The following is an 18,377-nucleotide window of genomic DNA, read 5'->3' as shown; positions in this document are numbered from 1 at the left end:
CAATGTGGTGAATAACGAGGCCAGCCTCAATCAGGCACTGATCAAGGACAAGAACTGCGACAATCTCTACGTATTGCCGGCGTCACAGACACGCGATAAGGATGCGCTATCGGAAGAAGGCGTAGAGCGCGTACTGAAAGATCTGGCCGACATGGGTTTTGAGTACATCGTATGCGACTCTCCTGCCGGTCGAACGCGGCGGTCGTGGTGCACCGGATTATCTGCCGGCCTTGCAGCGTGAATTGATGGAGGTCATTTCGAAGTACGTTGCCGTCAACCAGGATGACATCAAGGTTCAACTGGAACGTCAGGACAACTTTGAAGTACTGGAAGTCAACATCGTGCTGCCGGAAAAAAACCGCTAACACTGACAAGGCTTGCTGCCCATGCCTAAACGCATGGGCACGCCCCCTTTCGCCCGCCCTGCGAGGCACGCCTCAGGCGTAATTGACTCTTTTGTATGACGCTAACTGAACTTCGTTATATCGTGGCGGTTGCACGCGAGCGCCATTTCGGGCGCGCCGCCCAAACCTGCTTTGTCAGCCAGCCCACCCTCTCCATTGCCATCAAGAAACTGGAAGACGAACTGTCGGTCACGCTCTTCGAGCGCGGCGGACAGGAAGTCGCGGTCACCGAAATAGGCGAGCGGGTGGTGGAACAGGCAAGGCGCGTGCTGGAAGAAGCCGAAACGCTGAAACATCTAGCCGGTGAACACCAGAACGAACTGGCGGGTCCGCTGAAGCTGGGCGTCATCTTTACCATCAGCCCGTACTTGCTGCCCAAACTAATCCCGGCGCTGCGTATTCTGGCGCCCGACATGCCGCTCATTCTGGAAGAAAACTATACCGCGCGACTGGCCGAAATGCTCAAGCGCGGTGAAGTTGACGCCATTATCGTTGCCGATCCGTTTGACGAGCCCGGCACCCAGGCATGGCCACTCTATGACGAGGCCTTTGTCGTTGCCACACCCAAGGGTCACCCGTGGGAAAAGCGCAAGCATATCAATGCCGACGAACTGTCACACGAAAGCGTATTGCTTTTGTCTGCCGGCAACTGCTTCCGTGATCAGGTTTTGCAAAGCTGTAGCGAACTGGCCATGCGTCAGAGTCAGGCGGGCGGGCTGGCCAGTGCGGTACAGGGTAGCTCGCTCAATACCATACGCCATATGGTCGCCAGCGGCATGGGGATCACCGTATTGCCAGCCACTTCGGTATCCGCCGCCGACGAAGGTCTATTGTCCATCATTCCATTTGCGCTGCCGGCACCGACCCGCCGCGTGCTACTGGTGGCGCGCAAGCAATTTTTCCGCAAACAGGCACTGGACGCACTGCAACAGGCCATCTTCCGCTGCGGTCTGGAAAACGTCAGCATGCTGGAATCGCCTTAAAATGGCCAGATTGCGTGGGGAGCCTCCCCACGCAGCATGACTTGGCAACGACTGACAAACCCTTGGCACGCCGCGCCAGATCCCCGGCTACACCCTCTTCTACCCTCGTCCCGCGCCAACCCTTGACCCCAATAGCACGCATCACATGATGTAAATATCAACTTGCAATTGGGACATCACATAAAAAAAAGGGTGCCCCAAGGCACCCTTCTCTATCTGCACAACCACGATTTAAGCGGCAGGTTCGGCCTTCTGGCGCAGGCGCAGGTTCAGCTCTTTGAGCTGCTTCTCGTCGACATGGTTAGGTGCATTGGTCAGCAGGCACTGGGCGCGCTGGGTCTTCGGGAAGGCGATTACGTCACGAATAGACTCGGCACCCGCCATCAGCGTCACCAGACGATCCAGACCGAAGGCCAGACCACCGTGCGGCGGAGCGCCGAACTTCAGGTTGTCCAGCAGGAAGCCGAACTTGTTCTGCTGCTCTTCCGGGCTGATCTTGAGCGCGCCGAAGACCTTTTCCTGCACGGATGCCTGATGGATACGGATGGAACCGCCACCGAGCTCCCAACCATTGAGCACCATGTCGTAGGCACGGGCGATACAGGCTGCCGGATTGCTTTCCAGCAGATCCTCATGCCCCGGCTTGGGTGCGGTGAACGGATGATGCACGGCTACCCAGCGATCGGCCTCTTCGTCGTGCTCGAACATCGGGAAATCCACCACCCACAACGGACGCCATTCGCGCACGAAGAAACCGCCGGCTTCGCCACGCTCGTGACCGATCTTGATACGCAGCGCACCGATGGCTTCGTTCACGACCTTGGCCTTGTCTGCGCCAAAGAAGATGATGTCGCCATTGTCGGCACCGGTGCGTGCCATGATTTCTTCCAGCGCAGGCACAGACAGGAACTTGACGATAGGCGACTGCAGGCCGCTGGTTTCGTCATTGGTGATCTGGGTCTTGTCGTTGACCTTGATATAGGCCAGACCCTTGGCGCCATAGATGGAGACGAACTTGGTGTACTCGTCGATTTCCTTGCGCGAGATCGAAGCACCACCCGGCACACGCAGGGCAACCACACGGCCGTTAGCCATGTCGGCAGCACCACGGAATACCTTGAATTCTTCGGTCTTCATCAGGTCGGTCAGTTCGGTGAACTTGAGGTCCACGCGCATATCCGGCTTGTCCGAACCGTAGTAGAACATCGCGTCGGCGTAAGTCATGCGCGGGAAATCACCCAGCTCCACACCCAGCACGTCGTTGAAGATCTGGCGTGCCATGCTCTCGGTGATATCCATGATCTGGTTTTCATCGAGGAAAGACGTTTCGATATCAATCTGGGTAAATTCAGGCTGACGGTCGGCACGCAGGTCTTCGTCGCGGAAGCACTTGACGATCTGGTAGTAACGGTCAAAACCGGCCACCATCAATAGCTGCTTGAACAGCTGTGGCGACTGCGGCAGGGCAAAGAATTCACCCGGATGCACACGGCTAGGCACCAGATAGTCACGGGCACCTTCCGGCGTGCTGCGAGTCAGCATCGGGGTTTCGATATCGATAAAGCCCTGCGCGTCCAGATACTGGCGCACGCCCATCGCCACGCGGTAGCGCATACGCAGGTTTTTCTGCATCGGCGCACGGCGCAGGTCGATGACGCGGTTGAGCAGACGCACGTTCTCGGAGATATTCTCGTCGTCGATCTGGAACGGCGGCGTCACCGCACTATTCAGGATCTCGATGTCCTTGGCCAGAATTTCGATGGCGCCGGAGATCATCTTGCTGTTGGCGGTGCCTTCCGGGCGGGCACGCACGATGCCGGTAATCGACAGCACAAACTCGTTACGCGCGCTGTCGGCGGTGGCGAAGGCTTCAGGGGTGTCCGGATCGATCACCACCTGCACCAGACCTTCACGGTCGCGCAGGTCGATAAAGATCACACCGCCATGGTCACGGCGACGGTGAGCCCAGCCCTTGACGGTGACAGTCTGGCCCAGATATTTGGTATCAATCAGTCCGCAGTAATCGGTTCGCATCATATTCTGTTTCTTAAAGGGTTGAAGTGGGGTTCGCGCCGGGGGCTTGTCGCTTCTTGCCGGCCGGTTGGGGCGCGCCCGGCGCCACCATACCCATGGAAATTGCGTACTTGAGCGCCTCGTCGACAGTCATGCCGAGCTCGCGCGTCTCTTTCTTGGCCACCATCACAAAATAGCCCGAAGTCGGGTTAGGGATGGTCGGCACATACACGCCTATGTATTCGTCGCCGAGGTCAGCCAGAGACTGGTTGACGCTATCGGGCAAAGAGCCGGTCTGAAAAGCAACCGTCCACAAACCCTGATGCGGAAACTGGACCAGAAAGGGCTTCTTGAACGACTGGCCGGTATCGGAAAACAGCGTGTCACTGACCTGCTTGACACTGCTGTAGATGCTCTTGACTACCGGAATGCGCGACATCAGCGCATCCCAATAATCGAACAGGCGCTGCCCCAGCACATTGGCAGCAATCATGCCGGTACCCAGCAACACCAACACCGACAGCACCACGCCTAAACCTGGTACATCAAAACCCAGCAAGCTTTGCGGCCGCCAGGCATCGGGCAGCAGGACCAGTGTCTGGTCCAGCGTGCCGATGATCATGTCCAGCACCCACAAGGTCACCGCCAGCGGCAGCCAGATCAGGATACCAGTGACGAGATAAGCGCGCAGAGTCAGCTTGATATGTTTCATCTCAGCCACAGCCGCCACAACCGCCGGTACCACAGGCATGAGCAGCAGCGGGCTTGCTGCCGTTCTTGAAATCGGACTCGTACCAGCCCGAACCTTTGAGCTGGAAGCCGGCACAGGTCAGCATCTTGCTGTAATCGGCACTACCGCACGACGGGCACAGAGCAACGGGCTCATCGCTGAGTTTTTGCAAGTGTTCGTGCTGTTTGCCACATTTTTCGCAACGGTATTCATAAATAGGCATCTTTTTTCCCCGAGTCGACGACTACTTGATGCAAAATAACTATATTGCATCGCAACAAAGATATTCGTCCGTAGATGATGGACATCATCCCGAACAAGCGACCCGCTAGCAAGAGCGAAGTTTTAGCCGGGCATTATATCCGATTGCAAGGCAACACAAAAACGCCGCATCAACATAGCGGCAACAATCGCATGCAAGCATAGCGCCCTCACCAGCACACAAAGGAAAACCATGAACATCAATAAGCAGTTTTTGGCCGGCAAGAAAGGCCTGATCGTCGGCATCGCCAATGAGCACAGCATCGCCTATGGCTGCGCCAAGAGCCTGCGCGAAGCCGGTGCCGAACTTGCGATTACCTACCTTAATGCCAAAGCAGAAAAATATGTACGCCCTCTAGCCGACCAGGTCGATGCCCGTCTGGTCATGCCGCTGGACGTAGAAGAACCGGGCCAGATGCAGGCACTGTTCGAGGCGATCACCGAGCAATGGGGGCAACTGGACTTCGTGATTCACTCTATCGCCTTCTGCCCGATGGATGATCTGCACGGTCGCGTCACCGACTGCTCGCTGCCAGGCTTCCAGCAGGCGATGCGCGTTTCCTGCTACTCCTTTATCGAACTGGCCAGACACGCCGAACCGCTGATGAAAAACGGCGGTACCTTGCTGACCATGAGCTATCACGGCGCCGACAAGGTCGTCGAAAACTACAACATTATGGGGCCGGTCAAGGCAGCGCTGGAAAGTACTACCCGCTATCTGGCCCATGAACTGGGCGCCAAGGGCATACGCGTGCATGCCGTCTCGCCTGGCCCGCTAAAAACCCGTGCTGCCAGCGGCATTGCCCACTTTGATGCCTTGATCGACGACGCCACCCAGCGCGCACCACAACACCGTCTGGTCGATATCGAAGACGTCGGCGCGACCTGCACCTTCCTGGTATCCGATGGCGCACGTTCCCTTACCGGCCAGACCATCTATGTCGATGGCGGCTGCAACATCATGGCCTAAGGAATAGAAAATGACACATGACGACAACGCATTCGCCAACATCATGGCGCAGGCCCACCGCAATGGCCCGATACCGATGGCGGTGGCCCACCCTTGCAGCCGCGAAGCCCTGCAAGGCGCAGTCGAAGCGGCAGACAACAATATCGCCACCCCTATTCTGATCGGCCCGGCAGGCAAGATCCGCAAGCTGGCCGACGAGATGGAACTGGAGCTGGGCGATTTGCAGATTATCGACGTGCCGCACAGCCATGCGGCAGCAGAAAAAGCGGTCGAACTGGTACGCAATAGCCAAGCTGATATCCTGATGAAGGGCAGCCTGCATACCGACGAATTTATGCACGAGGTGCTGGACCGGCGTACCGGCATACGCACCGACCGCCGTATCAGCCACACCTTTATCATGAAGGTGGAGAGCTACCCACGCTATCTGTTCATTACCGATGCAGCCATCAATATCGAGCCGGATCTGACCACCAAGCTGCACATCTGCCAGAACGCCATTGATCTGGCACATGCGCTGGGTATCAGCCAGCCCAAGGTGGCCATTTTGTCGGCAGTAGAAACCGTCACCCCGGAAATCCGCTCCACCATCGATGCCGCCGCCCTGTGCAAAATGGCCGAGCGCGGCCAGATCACCGGCGCTTTGCTCGATGGTCCGCTGGCTTTTGACAATGCAATCTCCCATGCTGCAGCCGACACCAAGGGCATCCATTCCAGCGTGGCGGGCGAACCGGACATCCTGCTGGTGCCCGATCTCGTCTCCGGCAATATGCTGGCCAAGCAGCTGACCTATCTGGCGGCAGCTTCGTCCGCCGGCATCGTCATGGGCGCGCGCGTGCCCATCGTGCTAACCAGCCGCGCGGATGACGCACAGGGACGACTGGCCTCGACAGCGGTCGCCAATGTGCTGGCGCGCCACCGCCGTGTACGGGATCACGTATGACCCGCGTACTGCTCGCCGTCAATGCAGGCTCGTCCACGCTCAAGTTTCGCGCCTATCAAAGCGGCAGCCAGACCCTGCTGCTACAGGGCCTGCTGGATCGCTTCGGCAGCGAGCAGGCACAGCTGAACATCCGCGACCAGCATGGTCAAAGCCACAGCAGCGCAATTGGCAAGGCGGGGCGCGAAGCCGGCGTCGCCGCCATGCTGGATGCGCTGGCGCAGCATGCGCTGACACCCGAAGGCGTCGTGCACCGCGTGGTGCATGGCGGTGCACGCTATCAGCAAGCAACCGCCATCACCGCCACTGTACGCAGCGAGCTGGAAAAGCTGATTCCGCTGGCACCACTACACCAGCCGGCCAGTCTGGCCGTTATCGATGCATTCAGCGCACAGGATGGTGCCTTGCCGCAACTGGCCTGCTTCGATACCGCATTTCACGCCGCGCAAGACAGCGTGGCCACACGCTTCGCCATTGCGCGCCACTGGCACGATGAAGGGGTGCGCCGCTACGGCTTTCATGGCTTGTCCTACGCCGCCATCAATCGCCAGCTGCCGGCACTGGGGCTGGCGGCGGCGCGCACCGTCGTCTGCCATCTGGGCAGCGGCGCCAGCGCCTGCGCCATCCATGCCGGGTGCAGCATCGCGTCCAGCATGGGCTTTTCCGCGCTGGACGGGCTGATGATGGGCACCCGCCCCGGCAATCTGGATCCGGAGGTGGTGCTTTACTGGCAGGAAAAGCACGGCATGAGCGTAAGCGAAGTCAGAGACGAGCTCTATAAGCGCTCCGGCCTGCTGGGGGTATCCGGCATTTCGGCTGATATGCGCGAACTATTGGCCAGCTCTCAGGCGGAAGCGGCGCAAGCCATCGAGCTTTATTGCTGGCGCGCGGCACGCGAAGTTGCCTCGCTGGCGGCGGCACTGGAGGGGCTGGATGCGGTGGTGTTTACGGCAGGCGTCGGTGAACATTCAGCGAAAATCCGCGCATGCATACTCGCCAGGCTTGGCTGGCTGGGTTTTGCGCTCGATGGCCAGGCCAACAACACCGGGCAAACGCGACTGACGAAGGCAGACAGCCTGCGCCACGCCTATGTTTTGGCCACCGATGAGGAAGGCGAGATGGCCAGGCAAGCGGCCGGTTTTTTTACCCGCTAGAAAAATCGCCCAAAAAGCAAAAGCCCCGCTAATGCGGGGCTTTTGCGTATTCTGTTCGATCGCTTGGGATCAGGCCATAGCCTTGATCTGGGCGGACAGGCGGCTCTTATGGCGAGCGGCCTTGTTCTTGTGGAACACACCCTTGTCGGCGATACGGTCGAGAACCTTTACGGAAGCCTGGAATACGTCTTTAGCTTCGGTTTTGTTGCCGGCTGCGATTGTCTTAAGCACTTTCTTGACTGCGGTACGGAACGCAGTACGCAGGCTGGCGTTATGCGCGCGCTGCTTGAGAGCTTGGCGTGCACGCTTGCGAGCTTGTGCGCTGTTAGCCATGGATCTATCTCCTGATGAGCGGAATCTGAAACCCGCGATTCTAAGTGTTAAGCACTGGTTTTGCAACAACAATCCCGCGCGCGTAAACTGGCGGGCTATTGCCAACAGAATAACAAGTCGTCACTCCCCATGAATCTGCTCAAGGCGCTGGCTACGGTCAGCAGTTTTACCCTGGTTTCCCGCATTCTCGGTTTCGTGCGCGACGCCATTATTGCCCGCGTATTCGGCGCAGGCTTTGCGACAGACGCCTTCTTTGTCGCCTTCAAACTGCCCAATCTGCTGAGGCGCATCTTTGCCGAAGGCGCCTTCTCGCAGGCTTTCGTGCCGGTACTGGCCGAATACCGCCGCAACAAGACCGAAGAAGAAACCCGCGCCTTTCTGGCCGATATTTCCGGCTTGCTGGGTCTGGTGCTGGTCGCGGTCACGGCGCTGGGCATGCTGATTGCCCCGTGGATTATCTGGGTCTCCGCCCCGGGTTTTGCTGGCAGCCCGGAAAAATTTGCACTGACAGTTGACCTGTTGCGCATCACTTTTCCTTACATCCTGTTTATTTCGCTGTCGTCACTGGCCGGCAGCGTGCTTAACACCTGGCGCCAGTTTTCGGTGCCGGCCTTTACTCCTACGCTGCTGAATGTCTCGTTTATTGCCTGCTCGCTACTGCTGGCACCCTACTTCGACCCACCGGTGCTGGTGCTGGCATGGGCGGTATTTATCGGCGGTATCGCCCAGTTAGCCTATCAGCTGCCCTATCTGAAAAAGATAGGCATGCTGGTCTGGCCAAGGCTGAACCTGAAAGATGCGGCGGTATGGCGCGTGATCAAGCTGATGGGGCCGGCCATCTTTGGCGTGTCCATCGCGCAGATTTCGCTGGTGATCAACACCATTTTCGCCTCCTTCCTGATTTCGGGCAGCGTGTCGTGGATGTACTACGCCGACCGCCTGATGGAGTTCCCGACCGGCATCCTCGGCGTGGCGCTGGGCACCATTCTTTTGCCTTCGCTATCGCGCCATGCAGCGGAAAAGTCGCCCGAGGAGTATTCAAAACTGCTGGACTGGGGCATACGCCTGTCGCTCTTGCTGGCGCTACCGGCATCTATCGGCCTGGCGGTAATGTCCAAACCGCTGATCGCCACCTTGTTCATGTACGGCAAATTCTCGGCACACGACGCGCTGATGACGCAACAGGCGCTGATCGCCTACTCGATCGGCCTGACCGGTCTGATCCTGATCAAGGTGCTGGCACCCGGCTTTTACGCGCGCCAGGACATCAAGACCCCGGTCAAGGTCGGCATCTTTACCCTGGGCATGACCCAGCTAATGAACCTGGCCTTTATCTGGGAGCTGCGACACGCAGGCCTCGCGCTGGCCATCGGCCTGGCGGCTCTCATCAATGCGCTCACCTTGCTGATCTTGCTGATCCGGCGCGGCATCTATCAGCCGCAGGCTGGCTGGGCTGGTTTTACCCTAAAGGTCACACTGGCCTCGCTTGCCATGGCGGCCGTCCTGCTGGCGCTGGAGCAGTGGCTGCCGGGCAACTGGCATGGCCATGCCTGGCAACGCGCCTTGTGGCTGAGCGGCCATATACTGCTCGGCGCCATCGCCTACTTCGGCCTGCTGTTCGCCATGGGCCTGCGTCCGCGCGAGTTTATGCGCCGAGAGATGTAACACCAGCAGACGCACAAAAGCCGGCACAGAGCCGGCTTTTTTACATCAAGACACCACAATCAATCACGATAGAAACGGCGCCATTCGCTTTGTTTGAGCAGGCTGCGACATTCATAGCGGTTCAGGCGCTTTCCCATAAAGCGCCCGGTGCGATAAGCCTGGTCTCCCGCTTCGATAGCGCGGCGCCGCTCGCGCCGCGACATATCATCGACTTCGCGTGCCACGCGCTGACGCGCTCTTTTGTAGCTCCATTCTTTTTCTTCATAACGGTCGGCACAATACTTCATGGCACCGGCAAACGAACCCAGACGCTGCGGGCTGGCAGCCTGTACCGGCGCGGCCAGCACCAGCGCCGTCAATACACCTGCCAGCGCAACGCCACCCTTATTTCCCAAGAACATTTTCATGGTTGATCTTTCTTGCCAAGCCTGAATAATGCAAGAAAGATACTTTGCGCTATCAAAAATAGCAAGAAACTATCTGTTGCCAATTGTTGCGTATTAAGTATCCGCCTGAGCCTTGGGCTTGCCTGCCAGCAAACGATGCAGGCGCGTGCGCAAACCGTCCAGATAGGTATACACCACCGGCACCACGATCAGCGTCAGCAGCGTCGAAGTCACCATGCCGCCGATAATGGCCTGCGCCATCGGCCGCTGCGTTTCCGAGCCTTCACCGCTAGACAGCGCCAGCGGCAGCATGCCGAAGATCATGGCCAGGCTGGTCATCATAATCGGACGCAGCCTCACCCTGCCCGCTTCGACGATGGCATCCAGCCGGCTCATGCCCTCGCGCCGCGACTGGCCGATAAAATCGACCAGCAAGATGCCATTTTTGGCCGCCAGCCCCATCAGCATCACGATGCCGATCACCGAGAACATATTCAGCGTCGAGCCCCACAACCATAAGGCGACAAAGACACCGACAAAGGCCAGCGGCAAGGACACCATGATGGTGACCGGCAGGGTAAAGCTGCGAAACTGTGCCGCCAGAATCATGTAAATAAAGATCACCCCCAGCGCCAGCGCCTGCACCGCATAGGACAGCGACTCCTGCATATCCTGTTTCTCGCCCTGCTGCGACAGGGTGATGCCCGGCGGCAGGCTGCCAGCTGCCAGCACCTTGTCCAGATCGGCAAACACCGCCGCAGGTGAACGGCCGCTGATATTGGCGCTCACGCCCACCTCGCGCAGCATGTCGACCCGCTCTATCTGGCGCGGGCTGCTTTCCGGCTCGATACGGGTCAGCGCCGACAGCGGCACCATCTGGCGCGCACCATCTGCATCATTACTGCCGGCCACACTCAGCACATCCAAAAGCTCGCGCTGGCGCTCCGGCTGCGGCACCTGCAAGGTCACATCATAGTTTTCACCATCAGGTGCCTCCCAGGTGGTGACAGTACTGCCGGCCAGCAGGGTCGACAGCGTTTCGCCTACGCGTGCAAGATCCACCCCCAGCCCTGCCGCTGCATCACGCTCCAGACTGATGCGCAGACCGGGGTCGGCTTCGGCCAGACTGGACTGCACATCACTGACACCGGGAATGGCGGCGATTTTTTTCACCAGTTGCGCCGCCGTGGCCTCCAGCTCGGCGATATTGCCGCCACGCACCCCCACATTCAGCGGTTTGCCGCCACCGCCGTGCTGGCCAGAGGCAGAAACGGCATCCACTTCGATGCCGGCCACACCGGCTGCCGCCAGACGTGCGGCATCCATGAGGCTCTCCAGCGAACGCGTGCGGCCGGCCTTGTTGCCGACATCCACCGTCAGCCTGGCCTCGGTCTTGCCGGCACCAAAGCGGCCGCCGGCAATCTTGACAGCGATAGACTTGACCTCGGGAATATGGCGCAAACGCGTCTCGACTTCGCGCGCCTTGCCCTCGGTGTAAGCCAGCGTTGCCCCCGGCGCCGTTTTCAACACCACGACAAACTCGCCCTTGTCGGCGCGCGGCAGAAACTCGCCACCTATGATAGGTACCAGCATAAAGCTGCCGACCAGCGCGGATAGTGCCAGCAGCAGTACGCTCTTGCGCCAGGCCAGTGCCAGACGGATCAAGCGCACATACGCCCCCGCCAGACGGTCAAGCGAAGACTCGAACCAGTCCAGCATCCGGCCCAACGGCCCCTTATGCTGGTCGCCATGATGATGCGGGTCGTGCCAGATAGATGACAGCATCGGGTCCAGCGTAAAACTCACCAGCATCGAAATCAGCACCGCCACCGTCACGGTCAGACCGAACTGGTGGAAAAACTTGCCGATCACCCCTTCCATAAAGCCCACCGGCAAAAAGACCGCCACCACGGTCAGGGTGGTGGCCAGCACGGCAAGACCGATCTCGTTGGTGCCATCCAGCGCCGCCTGAAAGTGACTTTTGCCCATGGCAGCATGGCGCACGATGTTCTCGCGCACCACAATGGCGTCATCTATCAACAGGCCGATAGACAGCGACAGTGCCATCAGCGTCATCAGATTGAGGGTAAAACCCAGCGCCCAGATGGCAAACATGGTGCCTATCAGCGAAATGGGCAACGTCAGGCCGGTAATCACCGTGCTGCGCCAACTCCCCAGAAACAGGAACACAATCAGCACAGTCAGCGCCGCGCCCTCGAACAGGGTCTTTTGCACATCGGCGAGCGAATTTTTCACGTCCAGCGACTTGTCGCTGCTGATGGTCACCTGGGTGCCTGCCGGCATACCGCCTTTCAACGCCGCCAAGACTTTTTTCACGCCATCGGCCACTTCGACGATATTGGCACCACGCGCAGCGCGCACATCCACCCCGACCCCGGGCGCGCCATCGATCAGTGCCACGCTGGTTTTTTCCGCTTCGCCGTCCCGCACCTCGGCCACATCGGCCAGCCGTACATCGCCCCCGTCACGCCGCGCCACAATCAGGCTGGCAAAGTCATCGGCGCCTTTTAGCTTGCCGGCCAGGCGCAAGCTCAGCTCGCTGCTGCCGCGCGTCAGCTGCCCGCCTGGGTAGTCGCGGTTGGCGGCACGAATGGCATCAGCCACCTCGGGCAAGGACAAACCCAGCGCCTCCAGCTGCAACGGGTCGACATCGATACGTATCTCGCGCCGCACCCCGCCCACCACCTTGACTTCACCAACACCGGACACCGTCTGCAAACGCTTTTTCAGCGTATTGTCGACCCAGCCGGTCAGCTCGCGCGCGCTGACGTCCTTGCTATTGAACGAAATACTCAGCAGCGGTTCATCATTGGGATTGAACTGCGACACCGCCGGGGTGTGGATTTCACGGCGGAAGCTGCCCTGCACGCCGGAGACGCGGTCACGCACCTCCTGCGTCGCCAGATTGGGGTCGGTCGACAACTCAAACTCGACCACCAGCGTAGACATGCCCTGCATCGAATAGGAGCGGATATGCTTGATGCCGGCGATGGTATTGATCGCCTCTTCCAGCGGACGGCTGACTTCACTCTCCACCACCTCGGGCGAGGCGCCCGGATAACTGGTCGTGACGGCTGCCACCGGAAAACGGATATCGGGAAACTCTTCCACCGCCAGACGCTGCCAGGCAAACAGGCCCAGCACCGTCAAGGCAATCATCAGAACGGCGGCAAAATAAGGATTGTTGACGCTAACGCGGGTGAGCCACATGGCAGGGCGCCTTAAGGGGTAGGAGTGAGTTTGACAGCGTCGCCTGCATTCAAGCCGGCCAGCGCCGAACTCAATACAACTTCACCCGGCTGAACCCCGGCAACGGCGACCTGACGCTCGGCCATGGACAGCAGCTTGACCTCGACATTGCGTCGCACAAGCTTCCCCTTGCTGACCAGCATCACCCAGGGCCGGGTTTCCCGCTCGCGTAGCGCCCCTAGCGGCAGGCTTACCAGCGTAGTTTCCTGCGCCAGCACGATTCCGCCCTTGGCAAACTGCCCGGCCTTTAGTAGCCCCTGAGGATTGGCGACACGGACATACACATTGAAACTGCGGGTACCGGCATTGGCCACCGGATTAATGCGCACCACCTCGCCTGTCACCGCCTCCCTCCCACCTTCCAGCTGCAAAAGCACGCTTTGACCGGGCCTGACCTTGGCAATCAGGCGCGAAGGCACGCTGGCCACGGCCTCCAGCACAGACAGATCGGCCACCGCCAGCACCTTCTGGTTGCGCGCCACCATATCGCCGGCGTTGATCTTGCGCTGGTACAGCACACCGGAGATCGGGGCATGCAAGCGGGTATCGGCCAGACTGCGCGCCGCACGCGCCAATTGTGCCGCCTGCGCCTTAAGCTCCCCCTCGCGTATCCGGTAATCACTTTCCAGCTCATCTATCGCCAGCTTGGAGATAAATCCTTGAGCAAACAGCTCGCGCTGCTTGTTCAGTTTGATACGCGCCAGCGCCAGCCTGGCCTTTTGATTATCCAGTTGTGCCTGCTGCTCCTTGACCGACTCGCCCAGACTTTCGCTATCCAGTACTGCCAGCACCTGACCGGCCTTAACCTGCTCGCCTTCGCGCACCCGCACTTCGCGCACCCGCCCGTCGACCTCGGCAGCCATTTCGCTGAAATTAAGCGCCGTCAGGGTCGCCGTGACCGGCAGCGTATCGCGCACCGTCCCGTTCGCAACCCGCAGCACATCGCCCGGGCTTAGCGCACGAATAACACCCGGTGCCGAAGCGGCCTGCTTGCTTGGGGTCTCCACGCCTTTTTCGCCACAAGCGCCCAATAACAGCAAGGCCAGCAAACAGACTCGTCGGTCAATGCGCATTCCATCCCTCTTCTTAATTAAGTGGCCGACGCCGGTGGCGCCACGCCCTTGGGCAGCAATAGCCACAAGCTGCCTTTTTGTTTCATCCGCCCGGCGTACATACCCGCTTCGGTGCCGAAGCCCCAGAAAAAGTCGGCGCGGATTGCCCCGCGAATCGCCCCGCCGGTGTCCTGCGCCAGCATCACGCGCTTTAGCGGCTGCTCGGACAGAGGCCAGGTAGTACTCAGGAAGACCGGCGAGCCCAAAGGAATAAAGCGCGGATCGACCGCAATACTGTAACCATCGGTCAAAGGTACACCCAAAGCACCCAGCGGGCCGCCATCAGCGCTGCCCAACACCCGGAAGAATACATAACTCGGGTTCACATTGAATAGCTCATTCATGCGATCCGGATTTTTTTTAATCCAGTCCTGTATGCCCTGCATGGAGGCATTGGCCATGGTCAGCTCGCCCTGATCGACCAGATGACGGCCGATCGAGACATAGGGGTAGCCATTCTGCTCGGCGTAGCCCACGCGCAGCATGCTGCCATCTTCCAGCTGGATACGGCCGGAGCCTTGAATCTGCAGGAAAAACAGCTCCACCGGGTTTTCTACCCAGGCCAGAATCTGGCTGCCAGCCACACCCTTGCCGGCACTGATCTCGCCACGCGCGTAATAAGGGCGGAACTGATTGCCTTCGATACGCCCTTTGAGGCGGCTGGTACGGCTATCAATGGCAAACTCGGACAGTTTCGCCACCAGTTCGCCCCCGCCCTCCACCACCTGCAGGCGGTTGCTGCCCGCTTTACGCAAGCTCAAGGTCGTGCGGCTACGCTGCGCCGGCGTCACATCAACCACCACCAAGTCCGGCGGCACACCGTAGACCGGATAAGGCGTGCGGGCGCTCTGGCTACGCGAGCCATTTAACAGGGGTTCGTAATAACCGGTAATCAGCCCCTCGCCGGCGCTGCCGTCCAAAATGCGCCAGGCGGAGAAATCCTGTTCGAAATAACGCCGTACGGCAGCGGTGTCGGTCTCGTCCAGCGTCTGCGCCCGACTGCAGGCCTCGCCCCAGCCCGCTTTTTTCTGCAATACACGGCAACTGGTGCGCAAGGCTTCCAGCGAGCGCGTCAAGGCGGCATCGTTCCAGCCGGGCACGGCGGCGAGTGATGCCGCTTCGTAACGCACATTGCCCTGCGCGGGAATGGAGCCGGTAGACGTGGATGGCGGCGTCACACTGGAGCAGGCCGCAAGCCAGAGCAGGGGAAGGCCGAGCAGTAATCTTGATTTCATGATGATTTAAGCCGCAACAGGCATGGCATCCACCACGCCGGCTGCATGAATAGGAGAAAGGCGGGATTGTGCCTATCGGCATGCAATGCCACAAGACAAGGTGCTACTGTTCCGGCAATAAACAGGACACTGCCCCTATGAAGACATGGCCACAAAAAAGCGCCTGCCATTTCAAACGGCAGGCGCTATTTATAGCCAAGCAGCCAATTTAACCCTGGGCTACCTGCTCGGCGGCGACTTCGGCACGCACCTTGTCCATGTCCAGATCCTTGACCGCCTGAATCAGCTCGTCGAACTGAGGAGCCCGCATGGCGCCGGCCTGATTGAAGACCATAATGCCGTCGCGCATCACCATCAGCGTCGGAATGGAACGGATATTGAAGTGCCCGGCCAGTTCCTGCTCGCTTTCGGTATCGATTTTGCCGAATACGATCTCCGGATGCTTATCCGCAGCCGCTTCGAATACCGGACCAAACTGTTTGCACGGACCGCACCAAGGCGCCCAAAAATCGAGGATCACGATGCCCTCGGGCGTCACGGTATCGTTGAAGGTGTCGGCAGTAATATTGAGATAAGCCATCCTGGTCTCCCTTTAGCATGGAGGGCAGCCATAGGCAGCTGCCCCGATGGCATCACAGATGGGCACAATCCGCAGCGCCACAAGGGCGACTGCGGATTGTATTTGCCGATCAAAACGATAAAACGCAGCTATCAGGCGCCGACAAAAGGCAGAGCGAGGAATAGCTTGATGGTGATGGCGTTGATGATATCGATAAAGAAGGCCCCCACCATAGGCACTACCAGGAAGGCCAGATGCGATGGGCCGAAACGCTGGGTGACCGCCTGCATATTGGCAATCGCCGTGGGGGTAGCCCCCAGACCAAAACCGCAATGACCGGCGGCCAGCACCACCGCATCGTAGTTTTTACCCATCATGCGGAAGGTAATAAAGTAGGCATACAGGCCCATGGCGGTTGCCTGGGCGATCAGCAGCACAAAGATAGGCAGCGCCAGTGCGGCCAGGTCCCACAGTTTCAGCGACATCAGTGCCATGGCCAGGAACAGCGACAGACTGACGTTACCGACCAGCGACACTTCGCGCTCGAATACCTTGTGCACACCCATCATCTCCAGCCCGTTACGCAGGATGACACCGATAAACAGCACGCAGACAAAGGTCGGCAACTCGAATGGCGTACCCTTGATCAGCGCGCCGAGGGCGGTGCCGCCCAACAGGCTGACCGCGATCAAAGCCAGCGTCTCGATGAAACTGAACTGGGTGATCAGGCGCACATGATCGGGCTGCTCGAAGCCCTGCGGCTCGTCGTCGGCATTGTGCTCGGCGCCCGGCGCCTTGACCTTGCGCATCAACAGATTGGCCACCGGACCGCCGATCAGGCCGCCCAGCACCAGACCGAAAGTCGCCGTGGCGACGGCCAGCTCGGTTGCCGATGCCAGTCCGTGCTTGTTCTGGAACACCGCACTCCACGCGGCACCGGTGCCGTGACCGCCCGACAATGTGATCGAGCCGGCCAGCAAGCCCATCAGCGGGTCCAGCCCCATCAGCATGGCCAGCGAAATGCCCAGCGTGTTCTGCACGACCAGCAGGCCAGCCACAATCAGCAAGAAGCGTCCGACCATCTTGCCGCCGGTTTTTAGCCGTGCAAAATCGGCCGACAGGCCGATGGAGGCAAAGAAGGCCAGCATCAACGGCGTCTGCATGGCGAGGTCAAATTGGACCTGCACCCCCATGCTCTGACGCAAGACCAGCAGGATAATGGCGACCAGCAGGCCGCCGACCACCGGCTCGGGAATGTTGAAGGTACGCAGCAGCGAAGTGCGTGCGACCACCATGCGACCGATCAGCAGCACCAGCGATGCCGCCACCAGCGTGCCGTAAAAATCGAGTTGGATCATTAAATCTCCCTTTTTTTAAACACGCGCCATGCGCGTGTGAGTCGTTCAGGCCTCCTGATGCCGGACTTGCCAGCATTGGTGTATTTTTTTGTTGCGAAAATCTTCCGGCACCGAAGACGCGCTGATATCACGTATCCGGTAGCGTGCAGCCAATGCCGCATCCAGCGTAAAGCTGCGCAGATTATTGGAGAAGTACAGCACTCCGTCCGGCTTCAGCAAACGCATGGCACCATCCACCAGACGCGCCTGATCACGCTGCACATCCAGCACTTCCATCATTTTTTTCGAATTGGAAAAGCTGGGCGGATCCATCACGATCAGATCAAAAGCCTTGCCGTGATAAGCCGCATCCTCCAGATACTGGAATACATCGTCGCGCACCAGCTGATGCTGCTCCAGATCCAGACCGTTAAGAATGAAGTTGCGACGCGACCAGTCCTGATAGGTATTGGACAAATCCACCGTTTCCGATGCCACCGCGCCGCCCGCTGCCGCATAGACGGTGAAACTACCGGTATAGGCGAACAGGTTCAAAAAGCGCTTGCCGGCGGCTTCATCGCGCACCCGGCGCCGCGTGTTGCGATGATCGAGAAACAGGCCGGTATCGAGGTAATCATCCAGGTTGACCCAGAATTTTTCGCCCTGCTCGGTCACCACAAAGTTATTGCCGAACTGGCCGACTTTTTCGTATTGGTCCAGCCCCTTCTGGCGGCGGCGGGTCTTAAGCGAAATGCCGTCGCGCGCACAGCCGGTCACACTGGCGATGGTGTCCAGTACCGCAGCAATCCATGCGTGATATTCGGTATCTTCCATCTGCCAGCCGGTGTCGTACTCCTGCAGATGCACGCGCGTGCCGTAGATATCGACGGCAAAGGGAAACTGCGGAATATCCTTGTCGTAGACGCGCCAGGCCTCGGTTGGCTGGCGTTTGGCCCACTTGGCAAGATGCTTGAAATTCTTGGCAAGACGGTTGGCAAAAGGCGTGATGTCGACCATTTTCGTCT

The 18,377-nt window shown here is 59.3% G+C and carries 17 protein-coding genes and 1 pseudogene; 7 read left to right on the top strand and 11 right to left on the bottom strand.

Annotated elements, in window-relative coordinates; genetic code table 11:
- From EGI20_RS03870 to EGI20_RS03860, 3 genes and pseudogenes are all read left to right on the top strand, one after another.
- A pseudogene (locus tag EGI20_RS03870) lies at nucleotides 1–190 on the top strand (septum site-determining protein MinD); the annotation flags it as partial.
- Complete coding sequence (minE, locus tag EGI20_RS03865; protein WP_498629773.1) at nucleotides 159–365, top strand: cell division topological specificity factor MinE; 207 nt, start codon at nucleotides 159–161, stop codon at nucleotides 363–365. The pseudogene EGI20_RS03870 and the gene minE, both read left to right, overlap by 32 nt.
- Nucleotides 366–460: 95 nt before the next feature.
- Entirely contained in the window at nucleotides 461–1,387 is a 927-nt protein-coding gene (locus tag EGI20_RS03860; RefSeq protein WP_498629771.1) for a LysR substrate-binding domain-containing protein, read from the top strand.
- Between the two features lie 231 nt (nucleotides 1,388–1,618).
- Here the strand turns inward: EGI20_RS03860 and aspS are convergent, their stop codons facing one another.
- Genes aspS through EGI20_RS03845 form a run of 3 tightly spaced genes read right to left on the bottom strand, consistent with a single transcriptional unit; the run spans nucleotide 1,619 to nucleotide 4,353 of the window.
- Entirely contained in the window at nucleotides 1,619–3,421 is a 1,803-nt protein-coding gene (gene aspS, locus EGI20_RS03855; protein ID WP_498629774.1) for an aspartate--tRNA ligase, read from the bottom strand.
- Between the two features lie 13 nt (nucleotides 3,422–3,434).
- A complete protein-coding gene (locus EGI20_RS03850; RefSeq protein ID WP_498629769.1) occupies nucleotides 3,435–4,112 on the bottom strand; it encodes a DUF502 domain-containing protein in 678 nt (225 codons plus the stop codon).
- Between the two features lies 1 nt (nucleotide 4,113).
- Nucleotides 4,114–4,353 (bottom strand): FmdB family zinc ribbon protein, encoded by a 240-nt coding sequence (locus tag EGI20_RS03845; RefSeq protein ID WP_498629767.1) that lies wholly within the window; start codon nucleotides 4,351–4,353, stop codon nucleotides 4,114–4,116.
- Between the two features lie 231 nt (nucleotides 4,354–4,584).
- Here EGI20_RS03845 and fabI point away from each other — a divergent pair, with 231 nt between their 5' ends.
- From fabI to EGI20_RS03830, 3 genes are read left to right on the top strand one after another with little or no spacing between them, the layout of a single operon-like run.
- On the top strand, nucleotides 4,585–5,361 hold the full coding sequence (gene fabI / locus EGI20_RS03840) for an enoyl-ACP reductase FabI (protein WP_498629765.1): 777 nt from the start codon (nucleotides 4,585–4,587) through the stop codon (nucleotides 5,359–5,361).
- A 10-nt stretch (nucleotides 5,362–5,371) separates the two neighbouring features.
- Entirely contained in the window at nucleotides 5,372–6,304 is a 933-nt protein-coding gene (locus EGI20_RS03835; protein ID WP_498629763.1) for a phosphate acetyltransferase, read from the top strand.
- A complete protein-coding gene (locus EGI20_RS03830) occupies nucleotides 6,301–7,455 on the top strand; it encodes an acetate/propionate family kinase (RefSeq protein ID WP_498629761.1) in 1,155 nt (384 codons plus the stop codon). The genes EGI20_RS03835 and EGI20_RS03830 overlap by 4 nt, the downstream gene beginning before the upstream one ends.
- A 69-nt stretch (nucleotides 7,456–7,524) precedes the next feature.
- Here EGI20_RS03830 and rpsT read toward each other — a convergent pair whose 3' ends face one another.
- Entirely contained in the window at nucleotides 7,525–7,788 is a 264-nt protein-coding gene (rpsT, locus tag EGI20_RS03825) for a 30S ribosomal protein S20 (RefSeq protein ID WP_124734128.1), read from the bottom strand.
- Between the two features lie 129 nt (nucleotides 7,789–7,917).
- Here rpsT and murJ point away from each other — a divergent pair, with 129 nt between their 5' ends.
- Nucleotides 7,918–9,453 (top strand): murein biosynthesis integral membrane protein MurJ, encoded by a 1,536-nt coding sequence (gene murJ, locus EGI20_RS03820; protein WP_498629759.1) that lies wholly within the window; start codon nucleotides 7,918–7,920, stop codon nucleotides 9,451–9,453.
- Between the two features lie 59 nt (nucleotides 9,454–9,512).
- Here murJ and EGI20_RS03815 read toward each other — a convergent pair whose 3' ends face one another.
- The 7 genes from EGI20_RS03815 to EGI20_RS03785 form a co-directional block, all read right to left on the bottom strand.
- Nucleotides 9,513–9,860 carry a hypothetical protein gene (locus tag EGI20_RS03815; protein WP_498629757.1) on the bottom strand — a complete coding sequence of 116 codons (348 nt, stop codon included), beginning with the start codon at nucleotides 9,858–9,860 and terminating at the stop codon, nucleotides 9,513–9,515.
- A gap of 93 nt (nucleotides 9,861–9,953) precedes the next feature.
- Nucleotides 9,954–13,070: an efflux RND transporter permease subunit gene (locus EGI20_RS03810; RefSeq protein WP_498629755.1), complete on the bottom strand. Its 3,117-nt coding sequence runs from the start codon at nucleotides 13,068–13,070 to the stop codon at nucleotides 9,954–9,956.
- Between the two features lie 11 nt (nucleotides 13,071–13,081).
- On the bottom strand, nucleotides 13,082–14,182 hold the full coding sequence (locus EGI20_RS03805; RefSeq protein WP_498629753.1) for an efflux RND transporter periplasmic adaptor subunit: 1,101 nt from the start codon (nucleotides 14,180–14,182) through the stop codon (nucleotides 13,082–13,084).
- Between the two features lie 17 nt (nucleotides 14,183–14,199).
- A complete protein-coding gene (gene mltA, locus EGI20_RS03800; protein WP_498629752.1) occupies nucleotides 14,200–15,456 on the bottom strand; it encodes a murein transglycosylase A in 1,257 nt (418 codons plus the stop codon).
- 208 nt (nucleotides 15,457–15,664) lie between these two features.
- Nucleotides 15,665–16,036: a thioredoxin gene (trxA, locus tag EGI20_RS03795; RefSeq protein WP_498629750.1), complete on the bottom strand. Its 372-nt coding sequence runs from the start codon at nucleotides 16,034–16,036 to the stop codon at nucleotides 15,665–15,667.
- Between the two features lie 131 nt (nucleotides 16,037–16,167).
- Nucleotides 16,168–17,373, bottom strand: a complete 1,206-nt coding sequence (gene gltS / locus EGI20_RS03790) for a sodium/glutamate symporter (protein WP_498629748.1) — start codon at nucleotides 17,371–17,373, stop codon at nucleotides 16,168–16,170.
- A 45-nt stretch (nucleotides 17,374–17,418) separates the two neighbouring features.
- Nucleotides 17,419–18,369, bottom strand: a complete 951-nt coding sequence (locus EGI20_RS03785; protein WP_160794325.1) for a class I SAM-dependent methyltransferase — start codon at nucleotides 18,367–18,369, stop codon at nucleotides 17,419–17,421.
- Nucleotides 18,370–18,377 lie beyond the last annotated feature (8 nt).

Source organism: Aquitalea sp. S1-19, assembly GCF_024343515.1.
This window is presented reverse-complemented; position numbering and strand designations above follow the sequence as displayed.

What these genes read in the sequence shown, in the direction of transcription:
- trxA (WP_498629750.1), bottom strand. Translation starts at nt 16,036, where the DNA reads ATGGCTTATCTCAATATTACTGCCGACACCTTCAACGATACCGTGACG.
- mltA (WP_498629752.1), bottom strand. Translation starts at nt 15,456, where the DNA reads ATGAAATCAAGATTACTGCTCGGCCTTCCCCTGCTCTGGCTTGCGGCC.
- EGI20_RS03815 (WP_498629757.1), bottom strand. Translation starts at nt 9,860, where the DNA reads ATGAAAATGTTCTTGGGAAATAAGGGTGGCGTTGCGCTGGCAGGTGTA.
- EGI20_RS03860 (WP_498629771.1), top strand. Translation starts at nt 461, where the DNA reads ATGACGCTAACTGAACTTCGTTATATCGTGGCGGTTGCACGCGAGCGC.
- aspS (WP_498629774.1), bottom strand. Translation starts at nt 3,421, where the DNA reads ATGCGAACCGATTACTGCGGACTGATTGATACCAAATATCTGGGCCAG.
- EGI20_RS03835 (WP_498629763.1), top strand. Translation starts at nt 5,372, where the DNA reads ATGACACATGACGACAACGCATTCGCCAACATCATGGCGCAGGCCCAC.
- EGI20_RS03810 (WP_498629755.1), bottom strand. Translation starts at nt 13,070, where the DNA reads ATGTGGCTCACCCGCGTTAGCGTCAACAATCCTTATTTTGCCGCCGTT.
- rpsT (WP_124734128.1), bottom strand. Translation starts at nt 7,788, where the DNA reads ATGGCTAACAGCGCACAAGCTCGCAAGCGTGCACGCCAAGCTCTCAAG.
- fabI (WP_498629765.1), top strand. Translation starts at nt 4,585, where the DNA reads ATGAACATCAATAAGCAGTTTTTGGCCGGCAAGAAAGGCCTGATCGTC.
- murJ (WP_498629759.1), top strand. Translation starts at nt 7,918, where the DNA reads ATGAATCTGCTCAAGGCGCTGGCTACGGTCAGCAGTTTTACCCTGGTT.
- EGI20_RS03805 (WP_498629753.1), bottom strand. Translation starts at nt 14,182, where the DNA reads ATGCGCATTGACCGACGAGTCTGTTTGCTGGCCTTGCTGTTATTGGGC.
- EGI20_RS03845 (WP_498629767.1), bottom strand. Translation starts at nt 4,353, where the DNA reads ATGCCTATTTATGAATACCGTTGCGAAAAATGTGGCAAACAGCACGAA.
- EGI20_RS03830 (WP_498629761.1), top strand. Translation starts at nt 6,301, where the DNA reads ATGACCCGCGTACTGCTCGCCGTCAATGCAGGCTCGTCCACGCTCAAG.
- EGI20_RS03850 (WP_498629769.1), bottom strand. Translation starts at nt 4,112, where the DNA reads ATGAAACATATCAAGCTGACTCTGCGCGCTTATCTCGTCACTGGTATC.
- EGI20_RS03785 (WP_160794325.1), bottom strand. Translation starts at nt 18,369, where the DNA reads ATGGTCGACATCACGCCTTTTGCCAACCGTCTTGCCAAGAATTTCAAG.
- gltS (WP_498629748.1), bottom strand. Translation starts at nt 17,373, where the DNA reads ATGATCCAACTCGATTTTTACGGCACGCTGGTGGCGGCATCGCTGGTG.